General features: G+C 69.6%; 13 protein-coding genes. 8 read left to right on the plus strand and 5 right to left on the minus strand.

From position 1 onward, the window contains the following. Positions 1-273: 273 nt before the first annotated feature. On the minus strand, positions 274-1884 hold the full coding sequence (locus KQ303_RS09980) for a mechanosensitive ion channel family protein (protein ID WP_259730149.1): 1611 nt from the start codon (positions 1882-1884) through the stop codon (positions 274-276). Between the two features lie 182 nt (positions 1885-2066). Here KQ303_RS09980 and KQ303_RS09985 point away from each other — a divergent pair, with 182 nt between their 5' ends. Then, positions 2067-2780 carry an SIMPL domain-containing protein gene (locus KQ303_RS09985; RefSeq protein ID WP_259730150.1) on the plus strand — a complete coding sequence of 238 codons (714 nt, stop codon included), beginning with the start codon at positions 2067-2069 and terminating at the stop codon, positions 2778-2780. A 76-nt stretch (positions 2781-2856) separates the two neighbouring features. Then, positions 2857-3240 (plus strand): DUF3307 domain-containing protein, encoded by a 384-nt coding sequence (locus KQ303_RS09990; protein ID WP_311134143.1) that lies wholly within the window; start codon positions 2857-2859, stop codon positions 3238-3240. Positions 3241-3301: 61 nt separating this feature from the next. Here the strand turns inward: KQ303_RS09990 and speA are convergent, their stop codons facing one another. Then, entirely contained in the window at positions 3302-5278 is a 1977-nt protein-coding gene (gene speA / locus KQ303_RS09995) for a biosynthetic arginine decarboxylase (protein WP_255141632.1), read from the minus strand. Positions 5279-5563: 285 nt separating this feature from the next. Here speA and ndk point away from each other — a divergent pair, with 285 nt between their 5' ends. From ndk to KQ303_RS10020, 5 genes are all read left to right on the plus strand, one after another. Then, the gene (gene ndk / locus KQ303_RS10000) at positions 5564-6022 is read left to right on the plus strand and encodes a nucleoside-diphosphate kinase (RefSeq protein WP_259730151.1); all 459 of its coding nucleotides are present in this window, start codon (positions 5564-5566) and stop codon (positions 6020-6022) included. A 33-nt stretch (positions 6023-6055) separates the two neighbouring features. Beyond that, positions 6056-6736, plus strand: a complete 681-nt coding sequence (locus tag KQ303_RS10005; protein ID WP_259730152.1) for a FecR family protein — start codon at positions 6056-6058, stop codon at positions 6734-6736. 50 nt (positions 6737-6786) lie between these two features. Further along, positions 6787-8622, plus strand: coding sequence for an adenylate/guanylate cyclase domain-containing protein (locus tag KQ303_RS10010; protein ID WP_259730153.1), 1836 nt, complete (start codon positions 6787-6789; stop codon positions 8620-8622). A gap of 35 nt (positions 8623-8657) precedes the next feature. After that, on the plus strand, positions 8658-9428 hold the full coding sequence (locus KQ303_RS10015; RefSeq protein WP_259730154.1) for a FecR family protein: 771 nt from the start codon (positions 8658-8660) through the stop codon (positions 9426-9428). Positions 9429-9507: 79 nt separating this feature from the next. After that, a complete protein-coding gene (locus KQ303_RS10020) occupies positions 9508-11400 on the plus strand; it encodes an adenylate/guanylate cyclase domain-containing protein (RefSeq protein WP_259730155.1) in 1893 nt (630 codons plus the stop codon). Here KQ303_RS10020 and KQ303_RS10025 read toward each other — a convergent pair. The 3 genes from KQ303_RS10025 to KQ303_RS10035 are packed head-to-tail and all read right to left on the minus strand — an operon-like array spanning position 11355 to position 15148. Beyond that, positions 11355-12509 carry an FAD-dependent oxidoreductase gene (locus KQ303_RS10025; protein ID WP_259730156.1) on the minus strand — a complete coding sequence of 385 codons (1155 nt, stop codon included), beginning with the start codon at positions 12507-12509 and terminating at the stop codon, positions 11355-11357. The two genes, KQ303_RS10020 and KQ303_RS10025, sit on opposite strands and share 46 nt — an antisense overlap. A gap of 27 nt (positions 12510-12536) precedes the next feature. After that, the gene (locus tag KQ303_RS10030) at positions 12537-13799 is read right to left on the minus strand and encodes a cation:proton antiporter (RefSeq protein ID WP_259730157.1); all 1263 of its coding nucleotides are present in this window, start codon (positions 13797-13799) and stop codon (positions 12537-12539) included. Beyond that, positions 13796-15148 carry a sodium:alanine symporter family protein gene (locus tag KQ303_RS10035; protein ID WP_259730158.1) on the minus strand — a complete coding sequence of 451 codons (1353 nt, stop codon included), beginning with the start codon at positions 15146-15148 and terminating at the stop codon, positions 13796-13798. Before KQ303_RS10035 ends, KQ303_RS10030 begins: the two co-directional genes overlap by 4 nt. Positions 15149-15180: 32 nt before the next feature. Between KQ303_RS10035 and gatB the strand changes: the two genes are divergently transcribed. Further along, positions 15181-16677 carry an Asp-tRNA(Asn)/Glu-tRNA(Gln) amidotransferase subunit GatB gene (gene gatB / locus KQ303_RS10040; protein ID WP_094512113.1) on the plus strand — a complete coding sequence of 499 codons (1497 nt, stop codon included), beginning with the start codon at positions 15181-15183 and terminating at the stop codon, positions 16675-16677. Positions 16678-17150 lie beyond the last annotated feature (473 nt).

Genomic DNA, 17150 nt, shown 5'->3' on the forward strand with positions numbered 1-17150 from the left:
GCCCTGGCCCAGGCCGGCGGCCGCGACGGCGCCGCCCTGCCGGCGGCGCTCGATGAGGCGCGCGCCGCCCTGGCCGCCGCCCTGGGCTGAGCGGGCTTTGAGGCGTATCGCGGTGGCCCGGTGACGGCAGAGCGGGCAACTTGAAGTGAATCGAGCCGCTTCCCGCTCTTTCCCAAGGCGCTGAGGTAGCGGCGCTCCTGATCCGACCGCAATGCCTCGCCTCTAAACACCTTCATCCGACCCAGACGCCCGCTTCTGGATGGCCGCTCTGTCTCAGGGGCGATCGGCCGCTCCACCTCCTGCTCCATCGGCTGTTCCACTGCGTTCGCCCACCGTTGATTGGGCACGGCCCGCTTCGGCACGGTCTGCGGCTGCATCAACGGCAGCCGCTTCCGGGCGTTCTGCGGTGAAGCCCAGCGTGGTGAAGAGCTGCTGCATCGCGCGCAGCAACTGGTTCTGCTGGGCCAGCCGGCTCGCCAGCTCCAGCCCCTCCAGCTCGGCCCGGCGGCCGCTTACCAGCTGCGCCAGCCGCTCCATCAGTTCTGGGTTGTCCTGCAGCAGCGGACCGATGTGCTCGCGGTTCACCTCCAGCAGCAGGCATTCCTCCTGAGCCTGCACCGTGGCACTGCGCGTGCTGTCGGTGAGCATCGCCATTTCGCCGAACAGGGCCCCCGCCTCCAGGCTGGCCACGTGAATCGGCGCTTCCCCAGATTTTTGCTTCCACACATCCACACTCCCCTCCACCACCTGATACATCGCCCCACCCCGATCCCCTTCGCGCACGATCACCTCTGCCGCCGCATAGCGCACGCAGCGGATGTGGCTGGCGAGGCGATCAATCTCTTCCTCATTGAGTGCTTTGAAGAGTGGATTGAGTGCCAGCAGGCGCCTGCGCTCCGCTTCGGCGCTGCTCACCGGCTGGCTCGTCTTCACCTGCGGAGCCTGGCGGCGCAGCTCGCGCACGGGATAGGGAATGCTCTGCCCTGCGCGCTCGAGCCGGTACCAGATCTGTTCGAGCAGATCGCTCCGCAGCGACAGCTGAGCGGCCAGACCACCGGGAGCCTGATACACCACGATGTCGTAGAGAATCGCGCTGTCGGCGAATTCCTTCACCCACACGATCGGCTCCGGCTCCGCCAGCACGCGCGGATGCTGACGCACGCTCTCCAGCAGCAGCTGCTTGGCCTGGGTGGTGGGGAAGGCGTAATCGAGGCCGATGCTGAAACGGTTGCCCATGAAGCCGAAGGCGCCATGGTTGCGCACCACCTCGGAGGTGATCTTGGTGTTGGGAACGATCACCAGGGTGCCGGTGAGATCCCGCAGGCAGGTGTCCCGCCAGTTGATCTCCACGATCACGCCGGCGGTGCCATCTTCGAGCCAGATGAAATCCCCCTGCTGGAAGTGCTCATCGAGCTGCAGTTCCAGGCCGGCGAACAGATCCTTGAGCGGTTCCTGGGCCGCCAGGCCGATCATGGCGGTGAGCACGGCCGAGGTGGTCACCAGGCCGAGCAGGTCGAAGCGGGCCAGTTCCTTGAACACCACCACGGTGGCCACCGTGCCGCTGGTCAGCATCAGCAGCTGCAGCAGGATTTCCGGTGGCCGGTTCCACAGCTTCAGGGCCGCCGGCACCTCCAGGCCCACCCACAGCAGCAGCCGGATCGCGGCATAGATCAACACCAGCTCATCGAGCAGGGCGAACCAGGGCCGGTAGCCCAGCGGCAGCACCAGCGGCGACAGCGAGCGGCTGATCGCCCACACCACCGTGGCCACCACCGGCAGCTGCAGGGGAAAGGCCGGCCAGCGCCCCGCTCTGCAGAGATTGCGGGCCATCAGCAGCAGGGCCAGGCTGCTGATGGCGATCAGCCACACCTGCAGCGGATGCATGGGGAGAGGGCGGTGGCGGAGAGTGCAGCCCCGCGAGGAGCGGGCCTGCCGGCAGCACCCTAGGGGTCATGCCGGCGGGGCACCACGAAGATCTGACCCCATGCGTCTGGAGGCGGCAAACAGCCGTTCAGGCCCCAAGCTTCAGAGGGGCGTGAGCGCCCTGCCCCACTGAAAGCCCTGCGATGCGTCGCGCCCTCTCCGCTCTCACCACCGCTGCCTGCCTGCCGGCCTGCCTGTTGCCCGCCTGCCTGCTGCTGGCGCGGCCGGCCCTGGCGCAGGCGCAGCCGCTTCGCTGCGACGGCACCACGCTGGAGGTGCGGGGCAGCGCCGAGCTGAAGCGGGCTGCCGACCGCTTGCGCTTCTCCCTGGAGCTGCAGTCAGAAGCTCCCGGCAACGATGCCGCCCTGGGCCAGCTCCAGACGCGACTGGCGGCCGTGCGCACCGCCCTGCAGGCGTTGCAGGTGAGCGAGCTGGAGGTCACTTCGCCCACCACCTGGTCGCGGCCGGCCACCAAGCAGCAGCCGGCCGCGATCCAGGCCCGGCTGCAGGTGAGTGGCGAGCTCGCCCCGGCCCGGCTGCAGGCGCTGATCCGCCAGGTGGGCGGGCTGCCGGGGGTGCAGCTGGCGCCGGTGAACACCCAGCCGTCGGCGGGCGGTGATGCGGCCGCCCGGCGCCAGCTGCTCAAGGGGGCCTACCAGGACGCCCTCACCCAGGCGCGGGATCTGGCCGACGCGATTGGCCTGCGCACGGTCACCCCCTTGAGCGTGGTGCTTGAAGGCGGCATGCGCCCCATGCTGATGAAGGCCGTGGCCGCCGAGAGCGTGGGCTTCGATCCGGCCGAATTGCCCGGACCCGTGGATCGGCTGGCGCTGCAGGCCACTTTCTGCGCCCGCTGAACGCGCCAGGGGCTGCGCCTGCTCAGCGCGCCACAGGCTGCGCCCGCTGGCTCCGTCATGCTGATTTTCTGTAGCGATGACGGAGCCAGCCATGCTGTCGGGCCTTGCGCACAGCCTCTCGGGTCTGGAGCTGTTTCTGTTGCTGGCGATGGGGCACTTCGTCGGTGATTTCGCCCTCCAGAGCGATCGCATGGCAGTGGAGAAATGCAGGGGCCGGGATCACACCCTCCCCTGGTCGTGGTGGCTCACCGCCCACGCCGGCGTCCATGGCTTTCTGGTGGCCCTCCTCACTGGAATCGTCTGGTTGGGTGTGGCCGAGTGGCTGGTGCATGCCCTGATCGACTGGGGGAAATGCGCGGGCTTCTACAGGCTTGGCATCGACCAGACCCTTCACTTGCTCTGCAAGTTGCTCTGGGCGTTCAGCGCCGTGCATATCGCTGCCAGGTTGGCGCTCTCCTGAACCGGCCAGTGCCTGGTTCGCTGAGAGAAAGCGCAGCCGCCCGCGAACACGCGCAGGCGCTTCAGCGCGCCTGCAGGTAGGTGGTTTGCCGCAGGCTGGTTTCCAGGTGATCCATCAGGCGGCGGGCATCGCCGATGCCCAGCTGCCCCTGGGCGATCGCCGTCTCGCTGGCCATGCGCAGCCGCTCCAGCAGCAGCTGGGGGTCGTGCTCCATCGCCTGCAGCACCTCGGCATTGGTGTCGCCGCGCACCACGTGATCCACCCGGTAGCCGCCACCGGGCGCCAGGCGGATGTGCACGGCATCGGTGCTGCCGAACAGGTTGTGCAGGTTGCCCATCACCTCCTGGTAGGCACCGGCCAGGAACAGGCCGATCCAGTAGGGCTCACCGGGCCGCAGCGGGTGCAGTTCCAGCAGGGTCTTCACCTGGCCCCGGTCGATGAAGCGGGCCAGCTTGCCGTCGGAATCGCAGGTGAGATCGGCGAAGCTGCCCAGCCGGCCCGGTCGCTCGTCCAGCCGTTGCAGCGGCATCACGGGGAACAGCTGATCGATCGCCCAGGTGTCAGGCGCCGAGCGGAACACCGAGAGGTTGGCGTAATAGGTGGAGGCCAGGGCCGCCGGCAAGGTGCGCAGCTCCTGGGGAATCGGCGTTTCAGGCGGCAGCAGGGCCAGCCGTTCGGCGATCGCCTGGCAGCAGGCCCAGGTGAGCTGCTCGGCCAGGCCCCGCTCCGGCAGGCCCAGGTAGCCGAGGCGAAAGGCCGCCATCGCGTCGTCCTTGAACTTGAGGGCGTCGTTCCAGGCCTCCTGTAACCGCTCCAGGGCCAGGGCGATCGCCGCGGGGTCCGCGGCCGCCACCGCCTCGATCCCCGCATGGGTGTCACGCAGGTTGCGCAGGATCAGGGCCTCCTCGCCACTGGCCGCCGGCACGGCACCGGGAAGGCCGCTGGCCCCCAGCACGTCGAACACCAGCACCGAGAAGTGGCTGGCGAGGGCCCGGCCGCTCTCGCTCACCAGCGTCGGCACGGCGATGCCCGCGCTGTCGCAGCACTCCCGCACGGTGGCCACCACGTCGTTGGCGTAGTTCTGCAGCGAGTAGTTCTTGGAGGCGGCCGTGGCGGTACGGCTGCCGTCGTAGTCGACGCCCAGGCCGCCGCCCACATCCAGATAGCCCATCGGTGCCCCCAGCCGGGTGAGCGCGGCATAGATCTGCCCCGCCTCCTGGAGGGCGTCCTTGAGCACGGCGATGTCGTTGATCTGGCTGCCCACGTGGAAGTGCAGCAGGCGCAGCTCGCCCAGCAGGCCGGCGGCGCGCAGGGCCTCCACCGTGGCCAGCAGGTCGGGCACCGACAGGCCGAACTTGGCCTTCTCGCCCACCGAACTGCCCCAGCGGCCGGTGCTGCGGGTGGCCAGCTTGGCGCGAATGCCGATCAGCGGCGCCGCGCCCAAGTCGCGGCTGGCGCTGATGATCCGCTCCACCTCATCGGCCTGCTCGATCACCACCACCGGCTGCCGGCCGAGCCGCCGGGCCAGGATCGCCGTCTCGATGTAGCGCTGATCCTTGTAGCCGTTGCAGATCAGCAGCGCCTGGGGATCGTTCACCAGCGAGAGCGCGATCAGCAGCTCCGCCTTGCTGCCGGCCTCCAGGCCGAAATGCCACTGCCGGCCGCTTTCCACCAGCTGCTCCACCACGTGGCGCTGCTGGTTGCACTTCACCGGAAACACGCCCTGATAGCGGCCGGCGTAGTCGTACTGGGCGATGGCGCGCTCGAAGGCGCCGTGCAGCCGCTCGAGGCGGTCCTCGAGGATGTCGTCGAAGCGGATCAGCAGCGGCAGGCTGAGGTTGCGCCCCCGCAGCTCCTGCACCAGCTCCACCAGATCGAGCGAGCCGCCGCGCTCGCCGCGGGGCTGCACGATCACGTGGCCGCGGGCGCTCACGGTGAAATAGGGATCTCCCCAGGCTTCCAGGCCGTACAGGCGGCTGCTGTCGGCCACGCTCCAGGCCAGGCCCGACGGAGCGGCGGCAACGGTTTCAGCAGGCATGGGCACGGGGCTGGAAAAAAGCGGCCCAAGGCAGCTTAGTCAGCGGAAACAGGCCAGGTTCAAGGCGTCGCAGGCGTCAGCTCCCAGCCGAGTACGCTGCCACGCCCCCGTCCCGGGCGCCTCCTCTGCCCACCACCCGCTGCAGGCCGAGCGCCGGCCCCGCTGGGGCTCGGTACCTCAGCAGAAACAGGTCCAGCCGATGCCATGGCGCCCGCCCGCATCGGGGTTGCTTGCCAAGCGGCAGCCCCAGCGCGGACGATGGCCCCATTCCCCAGAGCAACTGCCATGGCCACCGAACGCACCTTCCTCGCGATCAAACCGGACGGGGTGCAGCGCGGGCTGGTGGGCGAGATCCTGGGGCGCTTCGAGCGCAAGGGCTTCAAGCTGGTGGGCCTCAAGCAGCTGGTGCCCAGCCGGGAACTGGCGGAGAGCCATTACGGCGTGCACCGGGAACGGCCCTTCTTCGCCGGCCTGGTGGCTTTCATCACCAGCGGCCCTGTGGTGGCGATGGTATGGGAGGGCGATGGTGTGATCGCCAGTGCCCGCAAGTTGATCGGCGCCACCAAGCCCCTGGAGGCGGAGCCGGGCACGATCCGCGGCGATCTGGCCGTGAACATCGGCCGCAACGTGATTCATGGCTCTGATGCGGCGGAAACCGCCGCTTTCGAGATTGGCCTCTGGTTCGAAGCCTCCGAGCTCAGCGATTGGACGCCGGCCGATCAGGTGTGGCGCGTCGAGCCCTGAGCCTTCATCCTGAGGGCCGTAACAGCGAGCTTGATGCCGCGCTCCGCCAGCCTGGCTGACGCCGCAGTTGTTTTCACCGGTGCGTCGCTGGTGGCGGTGTTAGGCCTTTCCGGCGGGGCCCCGGCCACCGTGCAATTGCCCCGGGTGATCGATGTGGCGGAGCGACCCGCCTTCATCAAGCCTCCCGGCCGAACGGAGCAGAAGGCCAACGCGGGCCAGGTGCTGCCTTCCCGCACGGAGATCCGCACCCAGCGCCCAGGTCGGATGCAGGTGCAGCTGGCGGATGGCAGCAGTTTCCGCCTCGGCGGTGATGCCCTGCTGCGGCTCGATCCGGGCGGCCCCTCCCTGAAGCGCGGCCAGATCATTGCCTGGATCGATCCGGACGGGACCCGCCTCCTTCCCCTCAGGGTTCGCACCCGGGTGGGAACGGCCTCGATTCAGGGCACCACGGTGTTCATCGAGGATTTTCCCAGCGAAGTTCATTTTCTGAGCTGGGAAGGAACCGTGCAGGTGAGCGCCAGCGATGGCCGCCGCTTCACTCTCAATAGTGGAGAGATCCTCACCGCCACCACCACAGGCACTTGGGTGGGCCCCCGCCGGCTCAGCGTTGAGGAGGCGCGCGTGCGCCGCCGCACCAGTGTGCTGATGAATGGCTTCTCCGCCCCAATGGCAACCTTGCCGGTGATCGAGCGCGAGCTAGGCCTCGACCGTTGAGGCTGCTCGGGCCGGGTCGGTGGCGGAGGCTCTGGTGGCTCGCCTTGGCCTTGCCCCTGCTGGCTGGCCTCGATCATGAGCCGCTCACACCCGCAGGCCAGGCCCTGCAGCTGGCCGATGGCCAGATCGCCGCGCTCTGGTTCCGGTTGCGCGGCACCCGCCCGGCTCCTCCGGATCCAGTGCTGCTGGCCATCGATGCTGAATCGCTCCAACTCGCGGCCCTGCTCAGGCCGGCCGACCGGGCTGCGTCGCCGCTGTGGCGGGAGATGGGCCCCTGGCCCTGGCGAAGGGCCCTGCAGGCGCAGGTGATCGCCAGGGTGCTGGAGCAGGGGGCGGCCAGAGTGCTCGTCAACATTGAATACAGCCAGCCCAGCCCGTTCGGGCCGGCCGATGACGCGGCCTTCCAGGCGGCTCTGGCGCCCTGGCGCGAACGGGTGCATCTGGCCGTCCGCTACGGGCGCACTGAACGGCAGGGGGTGGCGCAGGTGGTCCTGGCAAAGCCGCTGCATGGCCTCGGGGCACCCGGGCTGACGGTCCTGCTCCAGTCCCCGCAGGGGATGGCGGAGGCTGTGCCCGGGCAGGCCTGGCTCGACCAGCACCTGGCCGGTTTCCCGCTGCCCCACCCGCGCCCGATGGCCTTTCTGGTCAACGACCGGCCGCTGCCTCGGGCCCCGATGGGCCTGAATTACATCGGCCCCTCCGGCAGCCTGGCTCGGGTGCCCGCCTGGCAGGTGCTTGACACTCCCCCCGGCTTCTGGCGCGGCCGCACGGTGCTGTTCGGCGCCACCACCCCGGAGTTGGGGGATCAGCAGGAAACTCCCTTCGGTCCCCAGAGCGGCACCGAGGTGCTGGGAGTGGCGATCGCCAACGCCCTCTCAGGCCAGGGGCTGCACACGCTCCCATTGCCGATTGAGGCGGGGCTGCTGCTGTTCTGGGGGATCGGCGCCTGGTGGTGGCTCAGCCGCAGCAGCACCGCTGGTCACAGCCTGCTGATCACGTTGGTGATGATCGCGATGGCGCTGCTGGCCGGCTGGGGGCTCTGGGCAGGAGCGCTGCTGCGGTTGCCCCTGGCTGCCCTGCTGCTGGCCACGGTGGCGGGAGGGGGACTACTGGCGGTGGGGCAGGTGCTGGTGGAGGGCCGCGAACGGGCCTACCTCCACCAGTTGCTGTCGCGGCGTGTGTCGCCCGCCCTGCTGCACGACATCCTTCGCAACCCCGGCCCGATCTGGACCCAGGTCGGCGGCAGCCGCGCCCGCTGCGTGGTGCTGTTCAGCGATCTGGTGGGGTTCACCTCGCTGAGTGTCGACATGCCCGCCACCGAGCTCTTCACCCTGCTCAACCGCTACTTCGAAGTGATGGCCAGCGCCGTGCTGGCGGAGCAGGGCCTGCTCGACAAGTTCATTGGTGATGCGGTGATGGCGGAATTCGGCGTGCCCCGCAGCCGCGGCGATCGCGAGGAGGCCCGCGCGGCGGTGCGGGCGGCGCTGGCGATGCAGAGCGGCCTGCAGGCGCTCAACCGGGAGCTGGCGGCGGTGGGCCGGCCGCCGCTGCGCCATGGCATCGGTCTGCACGTGGGCGAGGTGACCGCCGGCAATCTCGGCGCGGCACAGCGGCTGGAGTTCACCGTGGTGGGGGCCACTGTCAACGTGGCCAGCCGGCTGGAGGGGCTCACCCGCCGCTATCCCGAGCAGCCGATCCTGATCAGTGGGGAGCTGCTGGCCCTGCTGCCCGGTGAGCTGGATGTGGTGCCTCTGGGGGCGCACACGCTCAAGGGCTGGCCCCAGCCGCTCGAGGTGTTCGGCCTGCGGGGTGTGTGCGGGCGGGTAAACGGTCCAGAATGTCTGGATGGCCCTTTTCCGTTGCCTGATCCGGGCGCGGGAGATTGACGGCGCCGTTCGCTTCGTCTGATTCAGGATTCGCCATGCCCGCTCTTGCTGCTTCCGCCGGTGATCTCCTGGCCGCTCGGCTGAGCCTGAATTCTCTGCTGCGCCCAGCCGCCCTGCTGAGCCTGGCGGCTGGGGCGGGTCTGGCTCTGTCGAGCTCCCCTGTGCGCGCCAACGAGAAGGCCACGGTGCGGGAGATTCTTGATGGCAAGGAGCTCTACATCGACGACCGTCAGGCAAAGGTGAAGCAGACCGCCATCACGCCGCAGGAGATCAGCACGAAGAACAGCCGCGCCCAGCTCGGTTTCGCCTCCGGCGCCGCCGGACGGCTCAACCGCTTCTCCCAGCTGCGGCTTGGCAGCACCTGCTTCCTGCTCAGCAAGGGCCAGGTGCTCGTCTCCGGCCCGCAGAGCGGCTGCACCCGCTCCTCACGGCTGAGCGTGCGCGGCACCAACTATGTGCTTCAGGTCGACGACGACGGCATCGCAGAGCTCTCGGTGCTGGAGGGCTCGGTGGAGGTGGAAGCGCTCCGGGACGGCACGCCGACCGGCGCCGCACCCACCACCGTGAACGCGGGTGAACGCCTGCGCCTCTCGCCCGCCGGTGTGGTGCTCGCCCTGCTGCGGCTCACCAGCGGTGATTACGGCTCCCTGATCAACGGACCGCTCTTTCAGGGCTTCGCCACACCCCTGCCGGCGATCGGGTCACTCGAGAGCTACATCCGCTCGTACGTGCCCGGGGTGTCGCTGCCCTCCGCGCCAGTGCCGGTCCCGTCGATCCCGAGTTTCGGTCTGCCGCGGTTGTTCTAGTGGGGACCCGGCCGTCTGCCGCGACTGCCCACCCCACCATGCCGGCCGGCACCGCTAGGGCGGCCGGCATGGTGGGGCGATGAAGCTGAGCACCCGGCGGCTGCCGTTGCTGTCGCTGGCGCTCGTGCTGGCGGTGGGGGCCTTGGGGGGGTGGCCACCGGGCCGCTGGCGCGCCTGGGAGCGCTCGATTGAGCAACAGCTGGTGCTGTGGCGCGGTCCGCGCCAGCCACCGGCGGCGGTGGTGGTGGTGGCGATCGATGACGCCACGCTGCAGCAGGGTGGCTGGTTCGTGAGCCAGAACCGCGCCACCATCCCCCCCTGGGCCCGCGGCATCGGCACCCTGCCCTGGCCCCGCACCGCCTATGGCCTGTTGGCCGAGCGGCTTTTGGAGGCAGGCGCGGCCGGTGTGGCGATCAATGTGGTGTTCGCCGGCCCCAGCAGCCAGGGCCCCGGCGACGACCGGGCCATGAACCGCCTGCTGGAGAAGCAGCGCGGGCGTGTGGCACTCGCGGCGGAGATGCTCGAACCGCAGGACCCGGAAGCAGGCAGCGGCCTCACCCTGGTGCGCCCAGAAGCCTTCCTGGCTGCGATCGGCGGCCCCGCCCAGCTTGGGCTCACCAATGTTCTGCCCCAGCAGGAGGGGGCGCCGGCCTTCCACCCCGAGGCCTATGGCCGCGGCCTGCTGCCGGCCAATGGGGTGGAGCCCTTTCCCTCTTTGGCTGGCACCGCGCTTCGGCTGCTGGGGCGGCCGAGCCTGCAACCCGACCAGCACCGCGCCCTCAACGTCTACGGCCCGGAAGGCACCTTCCTGCGCCTTTCCGCCTGGGAGGTGCTTGACCCGGAGCGCTGGCGCCGCCATCCTCGCCGCGCTGCCGTGCAGGGCGCCCTGGTGCTGGTGGGGCCGGTGGTGTCGCAAGGGGAAGGAGGCAATGCCACCCCGTTCGGCAACCTGTCAGGGTTGGAGCTGCTGGCTACCGCCACGGCCAACTCCCTGCAGGGCGATGGGCTGGCTCCGTGGCCGGAAGCCCCCCTGGCCCGGGCGTTGCTGGCGGCCTTGCCGGTGCTGCTGGTGGCGCTGGCGGCGTTGCGGGTGGCGGCGCTGCGCTGGCGGCTCCTGGCCCTGGGTGTGGTGCTGGTGGTGCAGCTGACGGCGGGGGCGGTGCTGCTCGCCCGCGCTTACCGCTGGCTGCCGCTGCTGGCGCCGGTCAGCGGCCTGGTGCTGCTGGGCTTGCTCTACGGCGGCGACGCCTACCTGCGCGAGGAGCGGGAACGGCGGCGCCTGAGGCGCACCTTCGAGCGCTACGTGGCTCCCAGTGTGGTGGCCGAGATCCTGGCCGATCCGGCGGCGGCCGATGGCATGCTGCGCGGCCGGCTGCGGCCGGTCACCGTGCTGTTCTCCGACCTCAAGGGCTTCACCCAGCTCACCCGCCTGCGCAGCAGCAACGGCGAGATCGAGCTGCATGTCCAGCAGCTCAACCGCTATCTCGGCGCCATGGTGGAGGTGATCACCGCCCACGGCGGCACCATCGACAAGTTCATTGGCGATGCGGTGATGGCGGTGTTCGGCGCGCCGCTCAGCCGGGGCCCGCAGGCGGAAGCCCTGGCGGCCCTGCGCTGCGCCACCGCCATGAAGGCCGCACTGGCGCAGCTCAACGCCCGCTGGGCCGAAGAGGGCCTGCCGCCCTTTGCCAGCGGCATCGGCCTCGCCAGCGGCGCGGTGATCGTGGGCCAGATCGGCAGCCCCCAGCGGCTCGAATTCACCGTGATCGGCGACACGGTCAACCTGGCCAGCCGCCTGGAGGGGCTCACCCGCCAAGTGGACGCCGGCCTGCTGTTCGATCAGGCCACCGCCGATCTGGTGGCGGAGGTGCTGCCGGTCCAGGGGCTGGGGGAACGCCCGGTGAAGGGGATGGAGGCGCTGCCGATCTACACCCTTGGCCCGGCGGTGCGCCCTGCGGAAGTCGGCGGCTGATCTGCGCGGCCACCCGCAAAAGCCCGGTCCCAGCGGAAGGGGGCCAGCAGTTCCGGCACCGCGGTGGAGCCCAGCAGCAGCGGCACCAGCAGCTCGGCGGTGATCGCGGCCAGCAGCACGCCGTTGCGGTAGTGGCCGGTGGCCAGCCACACCCCCTCGATCGGGCCGGCCCCCAGCAAAGGCGCCTCGTCCGGGGTGCCGGGCCGGAACCCCCACCAGCGCTCCATCGGCGGCCAGCCGGCGGCGGCCGGCAGCAGGGCGGCCAGGTTGTCCTCCAGCTGGCGCTGCCCCCGCGGCGTCAGCCCGTCCGCAAAGCCTGCCTGCGGCTCGGCGGTGGCCCCCACCACCACCAGGCCGTCGTCACGCGGCACCAGGTAGGTGCCGGGGCCGAACACCACCCGCCGCAGCGCCTGGCGCGGTCCCTGCAGCGACAGCATCTGCCCTTTGACCGGATGGACCGGAAGCGCGGGCAGCAGGTCGGCGCTCCAGGCGCCGCAGGCCAGCACCGCCTGCTGGCAGGCCAGGCGCCGCTCCTCCCCGTCGGCGCCCCGCAGTCGCACGCCGGTGAGGCGGCGATCGTGCAGCAGTTCCAGCACCTCGGCGCCCTCCTCGAAGGTCACACCCCGCTCCACGCAGGCGCGCTCCAGGGCCCGCATCAGCTGGCGGCGGTTGTCGATCTGGCCGTCCTGGGCGAACAACAGGCCGGCCTGGAAGCTGGGTCCGATGCCGGGCACCTCCGCCTCCAGCCGCGTGCGATCGAGCGCTTCCCCCAGCGCGGCCGTTGGGTAGGTGTCGCGCTCACCGACGGAACGGAAGGGCACCACGATGCCGCAGGCACGCAGGCCGCAGCGCAGGCCGCTGTCGGCTTCGATCTGGGCCACCCAGGTCGGAATTTGCTCCAGGCTGGCCTGGCCGAGGGCGAGCAGCGGGCCGCTGAGCCCCTCGGCATGGGGGGCGAGCATGCCGGCGGCCACGAAGCCGGCCGCCTCGCTGCGCCGGCGGCTGAGCACCTTCACCGCCAGACCCTGACGGGCACATTGATGGGCGACGGCCAGGCCGATCAGGCCGCCGCCGAGGATCAGGAGTGGGTCGCTGGCCGCTGCCGGCATGGCTGGGCGGGGAGATCGCACAGCTATCTAGTGTTCCAGCCGGCGGCACAGCCAGGGCAGGCTCAGGCCCTGCAGGCTGAGGTTGAGGAACACCACCACGAAGATCAGTCCCTCCACCAGATCCTCCAGCCGGGGCAGCTCGGCGGCGGGGATGCCGGGCAGGGAGGGCAGGGCCTGGGTCACGCTGTAGCCCAGGGCGATCGGCACCGCCCCGCGCAGTCCGCACCAGGCGATCAACACGCCTGCCTGCCAGTCGAAGGGCGACCAGGGCTGAAACACCCACACGCTCAATGGCCGGGCCAGCAGCATCAGTCCGAGGGCCACCAGCGCTCCGGGCAGGGCGGCGCCGGGGAGGCTGCTGGCATCGATCAGCACACCGAACAGCAGAAACACCGTGATCTGCATGGTGGTGTTGAAGGGCTCCAGGCTGTGCTCGAGCAGTTCCGGCGTGATCAGCTTGTTCTCGTAGATGTTGTTGGCCAGAAACAGACCCGTCACGTAGGTGGCGATGAAGCCGGAGCCCTCCAGCAGGGTGGCGAAGCCGTAGGAAGCCAGGGCGATGGAGATGCCCACCACCAGGATCTGGTCCTTGCTGGTGATCAGGTGATTCAGCGCGTACTGGGCCAGATAGGTGAGAATCAGGCCCACCAGAATGCCGCTGCCCACGCTCTTGATAAAGCCCTGGAGCTGATCCAGCAGGGCTCCACCTTCGCTGCCCCCCTGGCCGGTGAGCCCCACGATCAGAAACAGGAACAGGATCGCCGCGGGATCGTTCACCGACGATTCGAACTCCAGCAGTGAGCGCACCCGCACCGGAATGCGGTTCTGCACCGCCCGCAGCACGCTGAGGGTGGCGCCGGCGTCGGTGGAGCCGAGGCAGGCTGCCACCAGCAGCGCCACGCTCAGGGGAATGGGTTGGCCCAGACCATGGAACACCGCCCAGATCAGGCCTCCGAGCAGCAGCGACGACACGGCCACGCCGCCCACCGCCAGCAGCACGCCGTAGCCCAGGAAGCCCCGGATGTGCTGGGTGTCGGAGTTGAGCCCGGCCACGAACAGCAGCATGCTCAGGGTCACGGTGTGCAGGGCCTCCACCGCCTGCACCGTCAGTAGTCCGGCGCTGGGCTGGATGGCGACGCCCAGCACCAGGATGCCGAGGATGGCAGGCACCCGCAGCTGCAGGGCCAGCCGGCTGGCCACCAGGGTGGCCAGGTAGGTCACGGCGATGGCGGCGAGCACGCCATGCAGCGGAATCTGCAGGCCGGCGGCGATCGGCTCTGGTGCGGTCATGGGTGGTGCCCAGGGGTGCGGGTTGGGGGCAGCGGCGCTGGCAGCGCGGCGAACCAGTGGAACAGGAACGGGGAGAGCAGCAGCAGGCAGAGCAGGTTGGGCAGCACCACCAGGGCCTCCAGCAGTTCGGCCACCTGCCAGAGTCCATCGCCGCTGCCGGGGGCCAGCAGCACCAGGGCGCCGCACCAGCAGCCGCGGAACAGTGGCCGCCAGCGCAGGCCTGTAAGAAACACCAGACAGCGCTCCGCCACGACGCTGGCGGTGAGGATGGTGCTGAAGGCGAACAGCACCAGCGCCAGATGGCTGATCCAGAGTGAGCCGGGGCGTGCCCAGGTCATGGCGGCGTTCACCACGCTGAACGGATCGCCGCCGCTGCGGTAGGCGCCGCTGGCGATCACCAGCAGGCCGATTGCGCTGCAGACGGCGGTGTCCACCAGGTTTCCCAGCATGGCCACCGTGCCCTGGCGGAGCGGATCGGCGGGCCAGGCGGTGGCCTGCACGATGGCGGCGCTGCCGGTGCCGGCCTCATTGGAGAACACCGCCAGGCGCACGGCGGCACTCACCGTCACCGCCACGCTGCCGCCGGCGATGGCGCTGGGGGCGAGGGCTCCGTCCAGCACCTGTACGAGCACCTGCTTCAGCTGGTCGAGGTGGTCCAGCAGCAGCACCGCCATGGCCAGGCCGTAGCCCAGCACCATCAGCGGCACCAGCACCACGGCCACGCGGGCGACGCGTTTCAGTCCGCCACTGATCACCGCCGCTGTGGCCAGGCCCACCACCAGGCCGGTGAGCAGGGGCGGACTGCCCAGGTCGAGGGCCATCACCCGGGCCAGCTGGCGCACCTGCAGGCCGTTGGAGGAACCGAAGGCGGAGACCACGGTCATCGCTGCGAACACCGTCGCCAGCCAGCGCCAGCGCCGGTGCAGGCCGCGGCGGATGGTGAGCATCGGCCCCGCCAGCACGCTGCCATCGGCCAGGGGGCGGCGGAACTGGACGGCCAGAACCGTCTCCGCAAACTTGAGGGCCATGCCCACCAGCGACACCGCCCACAGCCAGGCCAGCACCCCGGGCCCGCCCAGGCTGATCCCCAGGGCCACGCCGGTGATGTTGCCGATCCCCACGGTGCCGCCCAGGGTCACCAGAAAGGCGCTCCAGCTGTCCAGCTCGCCCTCTGCAGCCCCAGGGGCGGGGCCGGGGTGGCGCAGGGCCCGCCAGAGCTGGCGCAGGCCGAAGGGAATCAGCCGCCAGGGCGCGAAGTTGAGCCCCAGGCAGAGGAACACCGCCACGAAGCACACCCAGTCCACCAGGAGGTCCCAGACGAACTGGTGGATCGTTGCAACCAGTTCCATAGGATCGGCCCTGATTGGCAGGCGATGGGCTCATGGTGGCTGATGGGACGGCACACGCTGAAGCAACCGGACCCTGGGAGGCCGTGATCGGCCTGGAAACCCACGTGCAGCTCGGCACCGCCAGCAAGATCTTCACGGCCGCCTCCACCAGCTTCGGCGACGACCCCAACACCCACATCGACCCTGTCGTGCTGGGCCTGCCGGGCACGCTGCCGGTGCTCAATGAGAAGGTGCTGGAGTATGCGGTGAAGGCGTCCCTGGCGCTCAACCTGCAGGTGGCCGAGCACAGCAAGTTTGACCGCAAGCAGTATTTCTATCCCGATCTGCCGAAGAACTACCAGATCTCCCAGTTCGATCAGCCGATCGCCGAAAACGGCTGGATCGAGGTGGAAGTGGCCGAGAAGGGCAAGGACACCTACCTGAAGACGATCGGCATCGAACGTCTGCACATGGAGGAAGATGCCGGCAAGCTCGTGCACGCCGGCAGCGACCGTCTGGCGGGCAGCACCCACTCCTTGGTGGATTACAACCGCGCCGGGGTGGCGCTTGCCGAGATCGTCAGCAAGCCCGATCTGCGCACCGGCCGGGAGGCGGCGGAGTACGCCTCTGAGATCCGCCGGATCATGCGCTATCTCGGCGTCAGCGACGGCAACATGCAGGAAGGTTCGCTGCGCTGCGACGTCAACATCTCCGTGCGCCGCGGGCCTGATGAACCGTTCGGTGTGAAGGTGGAGATCAAGAACATGAACTCCTTCTCCGCCATTCAGAAAGCCTGCGATTACGAGATCGCGCGCCAGATCAAGGCGATCGAGGCCGGTGAGCCGATCCACCAGGAAACGCGGCTGTGGGATGAGAGCAAGCAGCTCACCAAGAGCATGCGCAGCAAGGAGGGCAGCAGCGACTACCGCTACTTCCCCGAGCCCGATCTCGGCCCGATCGAGGTCACTCCGGCGCGGCGCGAAGCCTGGCGGGCCGAACTGCCCGAGCTGCCGGCCGCCAAGCGTCACCGCTACGCCGAGCAGCTGGGGCTGTCGATTTACGACGCCCGCGTGCTGACCGAAGAGCGGGGCATGGCCGAATACTTCGAAGCGGCGGTGGCGGCCGGCGCCGATCCCAAAGGCGTGGCCAACTGGGTCACCGGCGACATCGCCGCCTATGTGAATGCCAACCGCCTCTCGCTGGCGGAGCTGCCGCTCAAGCCGGAGCAGCTGGCTGAGATGGTTCAGCTGATCGAATCCGGGGTGATCAGCGGCAAGATCGCCAAGGAACTGTTGCCGGAGCTGCTGGAGAAGGGCGGCTCCACCAAGGCGATCGTGGCCGAACGGGGCCTCGGCATGATCAGTGACCCGGCGGCGATCACGGCGATCGTGGAGGAGCTGCTGGCGGCCCATCCCGAGGAAGTGGCTGCCTTCCGTGGCGGCAAGAACAAACTGCAGGGCTTCTTCGTGGGGCAGCTGATGAAGCGCACCGGCGGCAAGGCCGACCCCAAGCTCGCCAACCAGATCCTGATCGCCAAGCTGAACGGCTGAGGTCCGAGCCTGAAGCCTCGCTGAGTGTTTCGGGCCTGGACACTCCCTGCGTCCACCGCCAGAGGGGGAGAGTCTTCTGGGTCGCTGGGGCTGCTTTGCGCTGAGCCTTGAGCCTTGAGCCTTGCTGGGCCTGATGTCCTGCTGAGCCGCTGAGCCGCTGGAGTTGGGGTCCAACGGCTCTTCTAGCCGCACCGCCAGTCGCGTCGGCTGTTCCTTCAGGCGTGCTGAGCGCTGGTGGCTGATGGAGCCGCCGGCCAGGTGCCGTGGCGTGCCACCTCCGGTAGTAGGGCCTCCCCCGCCACGGCGCTGAATCACAGCTCGCTTCCCCTCTTGCTGGCTCGCCATGGTCCGGCTTGAAGCAACGCATGAGGAAAGACTTTGTAAAACCTGAGAAGACCGTGTATGTTTGGTGTCGATTGGCACAGTCTTCCGGCCATTGCCGGGCTGCAGCCCTCCTCGGGCGGCCCATGTCC

Source organism: Synechococcus sp. CS-1333 (assembly GCF_025128015.1).
In the GTDB taxonomy this organism is placed as follows: Bacteria; Cyanobacteriota; Cyanobacteriia; order PCC-6307; family Cyanobiaceae; genus MW101C3.

Excerpts from the sequence above, each read along its gene's own strand:
- KQ303_RS10020 (WP_259730155.1), top strand. The coding sequence starts at position 9,508 with ATGAAGCTGAGCACCCGGCGGCTGCCGTTGCTGTCGCTGGCGCTCGTG.
- ndk (WP_259730151.1), top strand. The coding sequence starts at position 5,564 with ATGGCCACCGAACGCACCTTCCTCGCGATCAAACCGGACGGGGTGCAG.
- KQ303_RS09985 (WP_259730150.1), top strand. The coding sequence starts at position 2,067 with ATGCGTCGCGCCCTCTCCGCTCTCACCACCGCTGCCTGCCTGCCGGCC.
- KQ303_RS10015 (WP_259730154.1), top strand. The coding sequence starts at position 8,658 with ATGCCCGCTCTTGCTGCTTCCGCCGGTGATCTCCTGGCCGCTCGGCTG.
- KQ303_RS10025 (WP_259730156.1), bottom strand. The coding sequence starts at position 12,509 with ATGCCGGCAGCGGCCAGCGACCCACTCCTGATCCTCGGCGGCGGCCTG.
- KQ303_RS10030 (WP_259730157.1), bottom strand. The coding sequence starts at position 13,799 with ATGACCGCACCAGAGCCGATCGCCGCCGGCCTGCAGATTCCGCTGCAT.
- KQ303_RS10035 (WP_259730158.1), bottom strand. The coding sequence starts at position 15,148 with ATGGAACTGGTTGCAACGATCCACCAGTTCGTCTGGGACCTCCTGGTG.
- KQ303_RS10005 (WP_259730152.1), top strand. The coding sequence starts at position 6,056 with ATGCCGCGCTCCGCCAGCCTGGCTGACGCCGCAGTTGTTTTCACCGGT.
- gatB (WP_094512113.1), top strand. The coding sequence starts at position 15,181 with ATGGTGGCTGATGGGACGGCACACGCTGAAGCAACCGGACCCTGGGAG.
- KQ303_RS09980 (WP_259730149.1), bottom strand. The coding sequence starts at position 1,884 with ATGCATCCGCTGCAGGTGTGGCTGATCGCCATCAGCAGCCTGGCCCTG.
- KQ303_RS09990 (WP_311134143.1), top strand. The coding sequence starts at position 2,857 with ATGACGGAGCCAGCCATGCTGTCGGGCCTTGCGCACAGCCTCTCGGGT.
- speA (WP_255141632.1), bottom strand. The coding sequence starts at position 5,278 with ATGCCTGCTGAAACCGTTGCCGCCGCTCCGTCGGGCCTGGCCTGGAGC.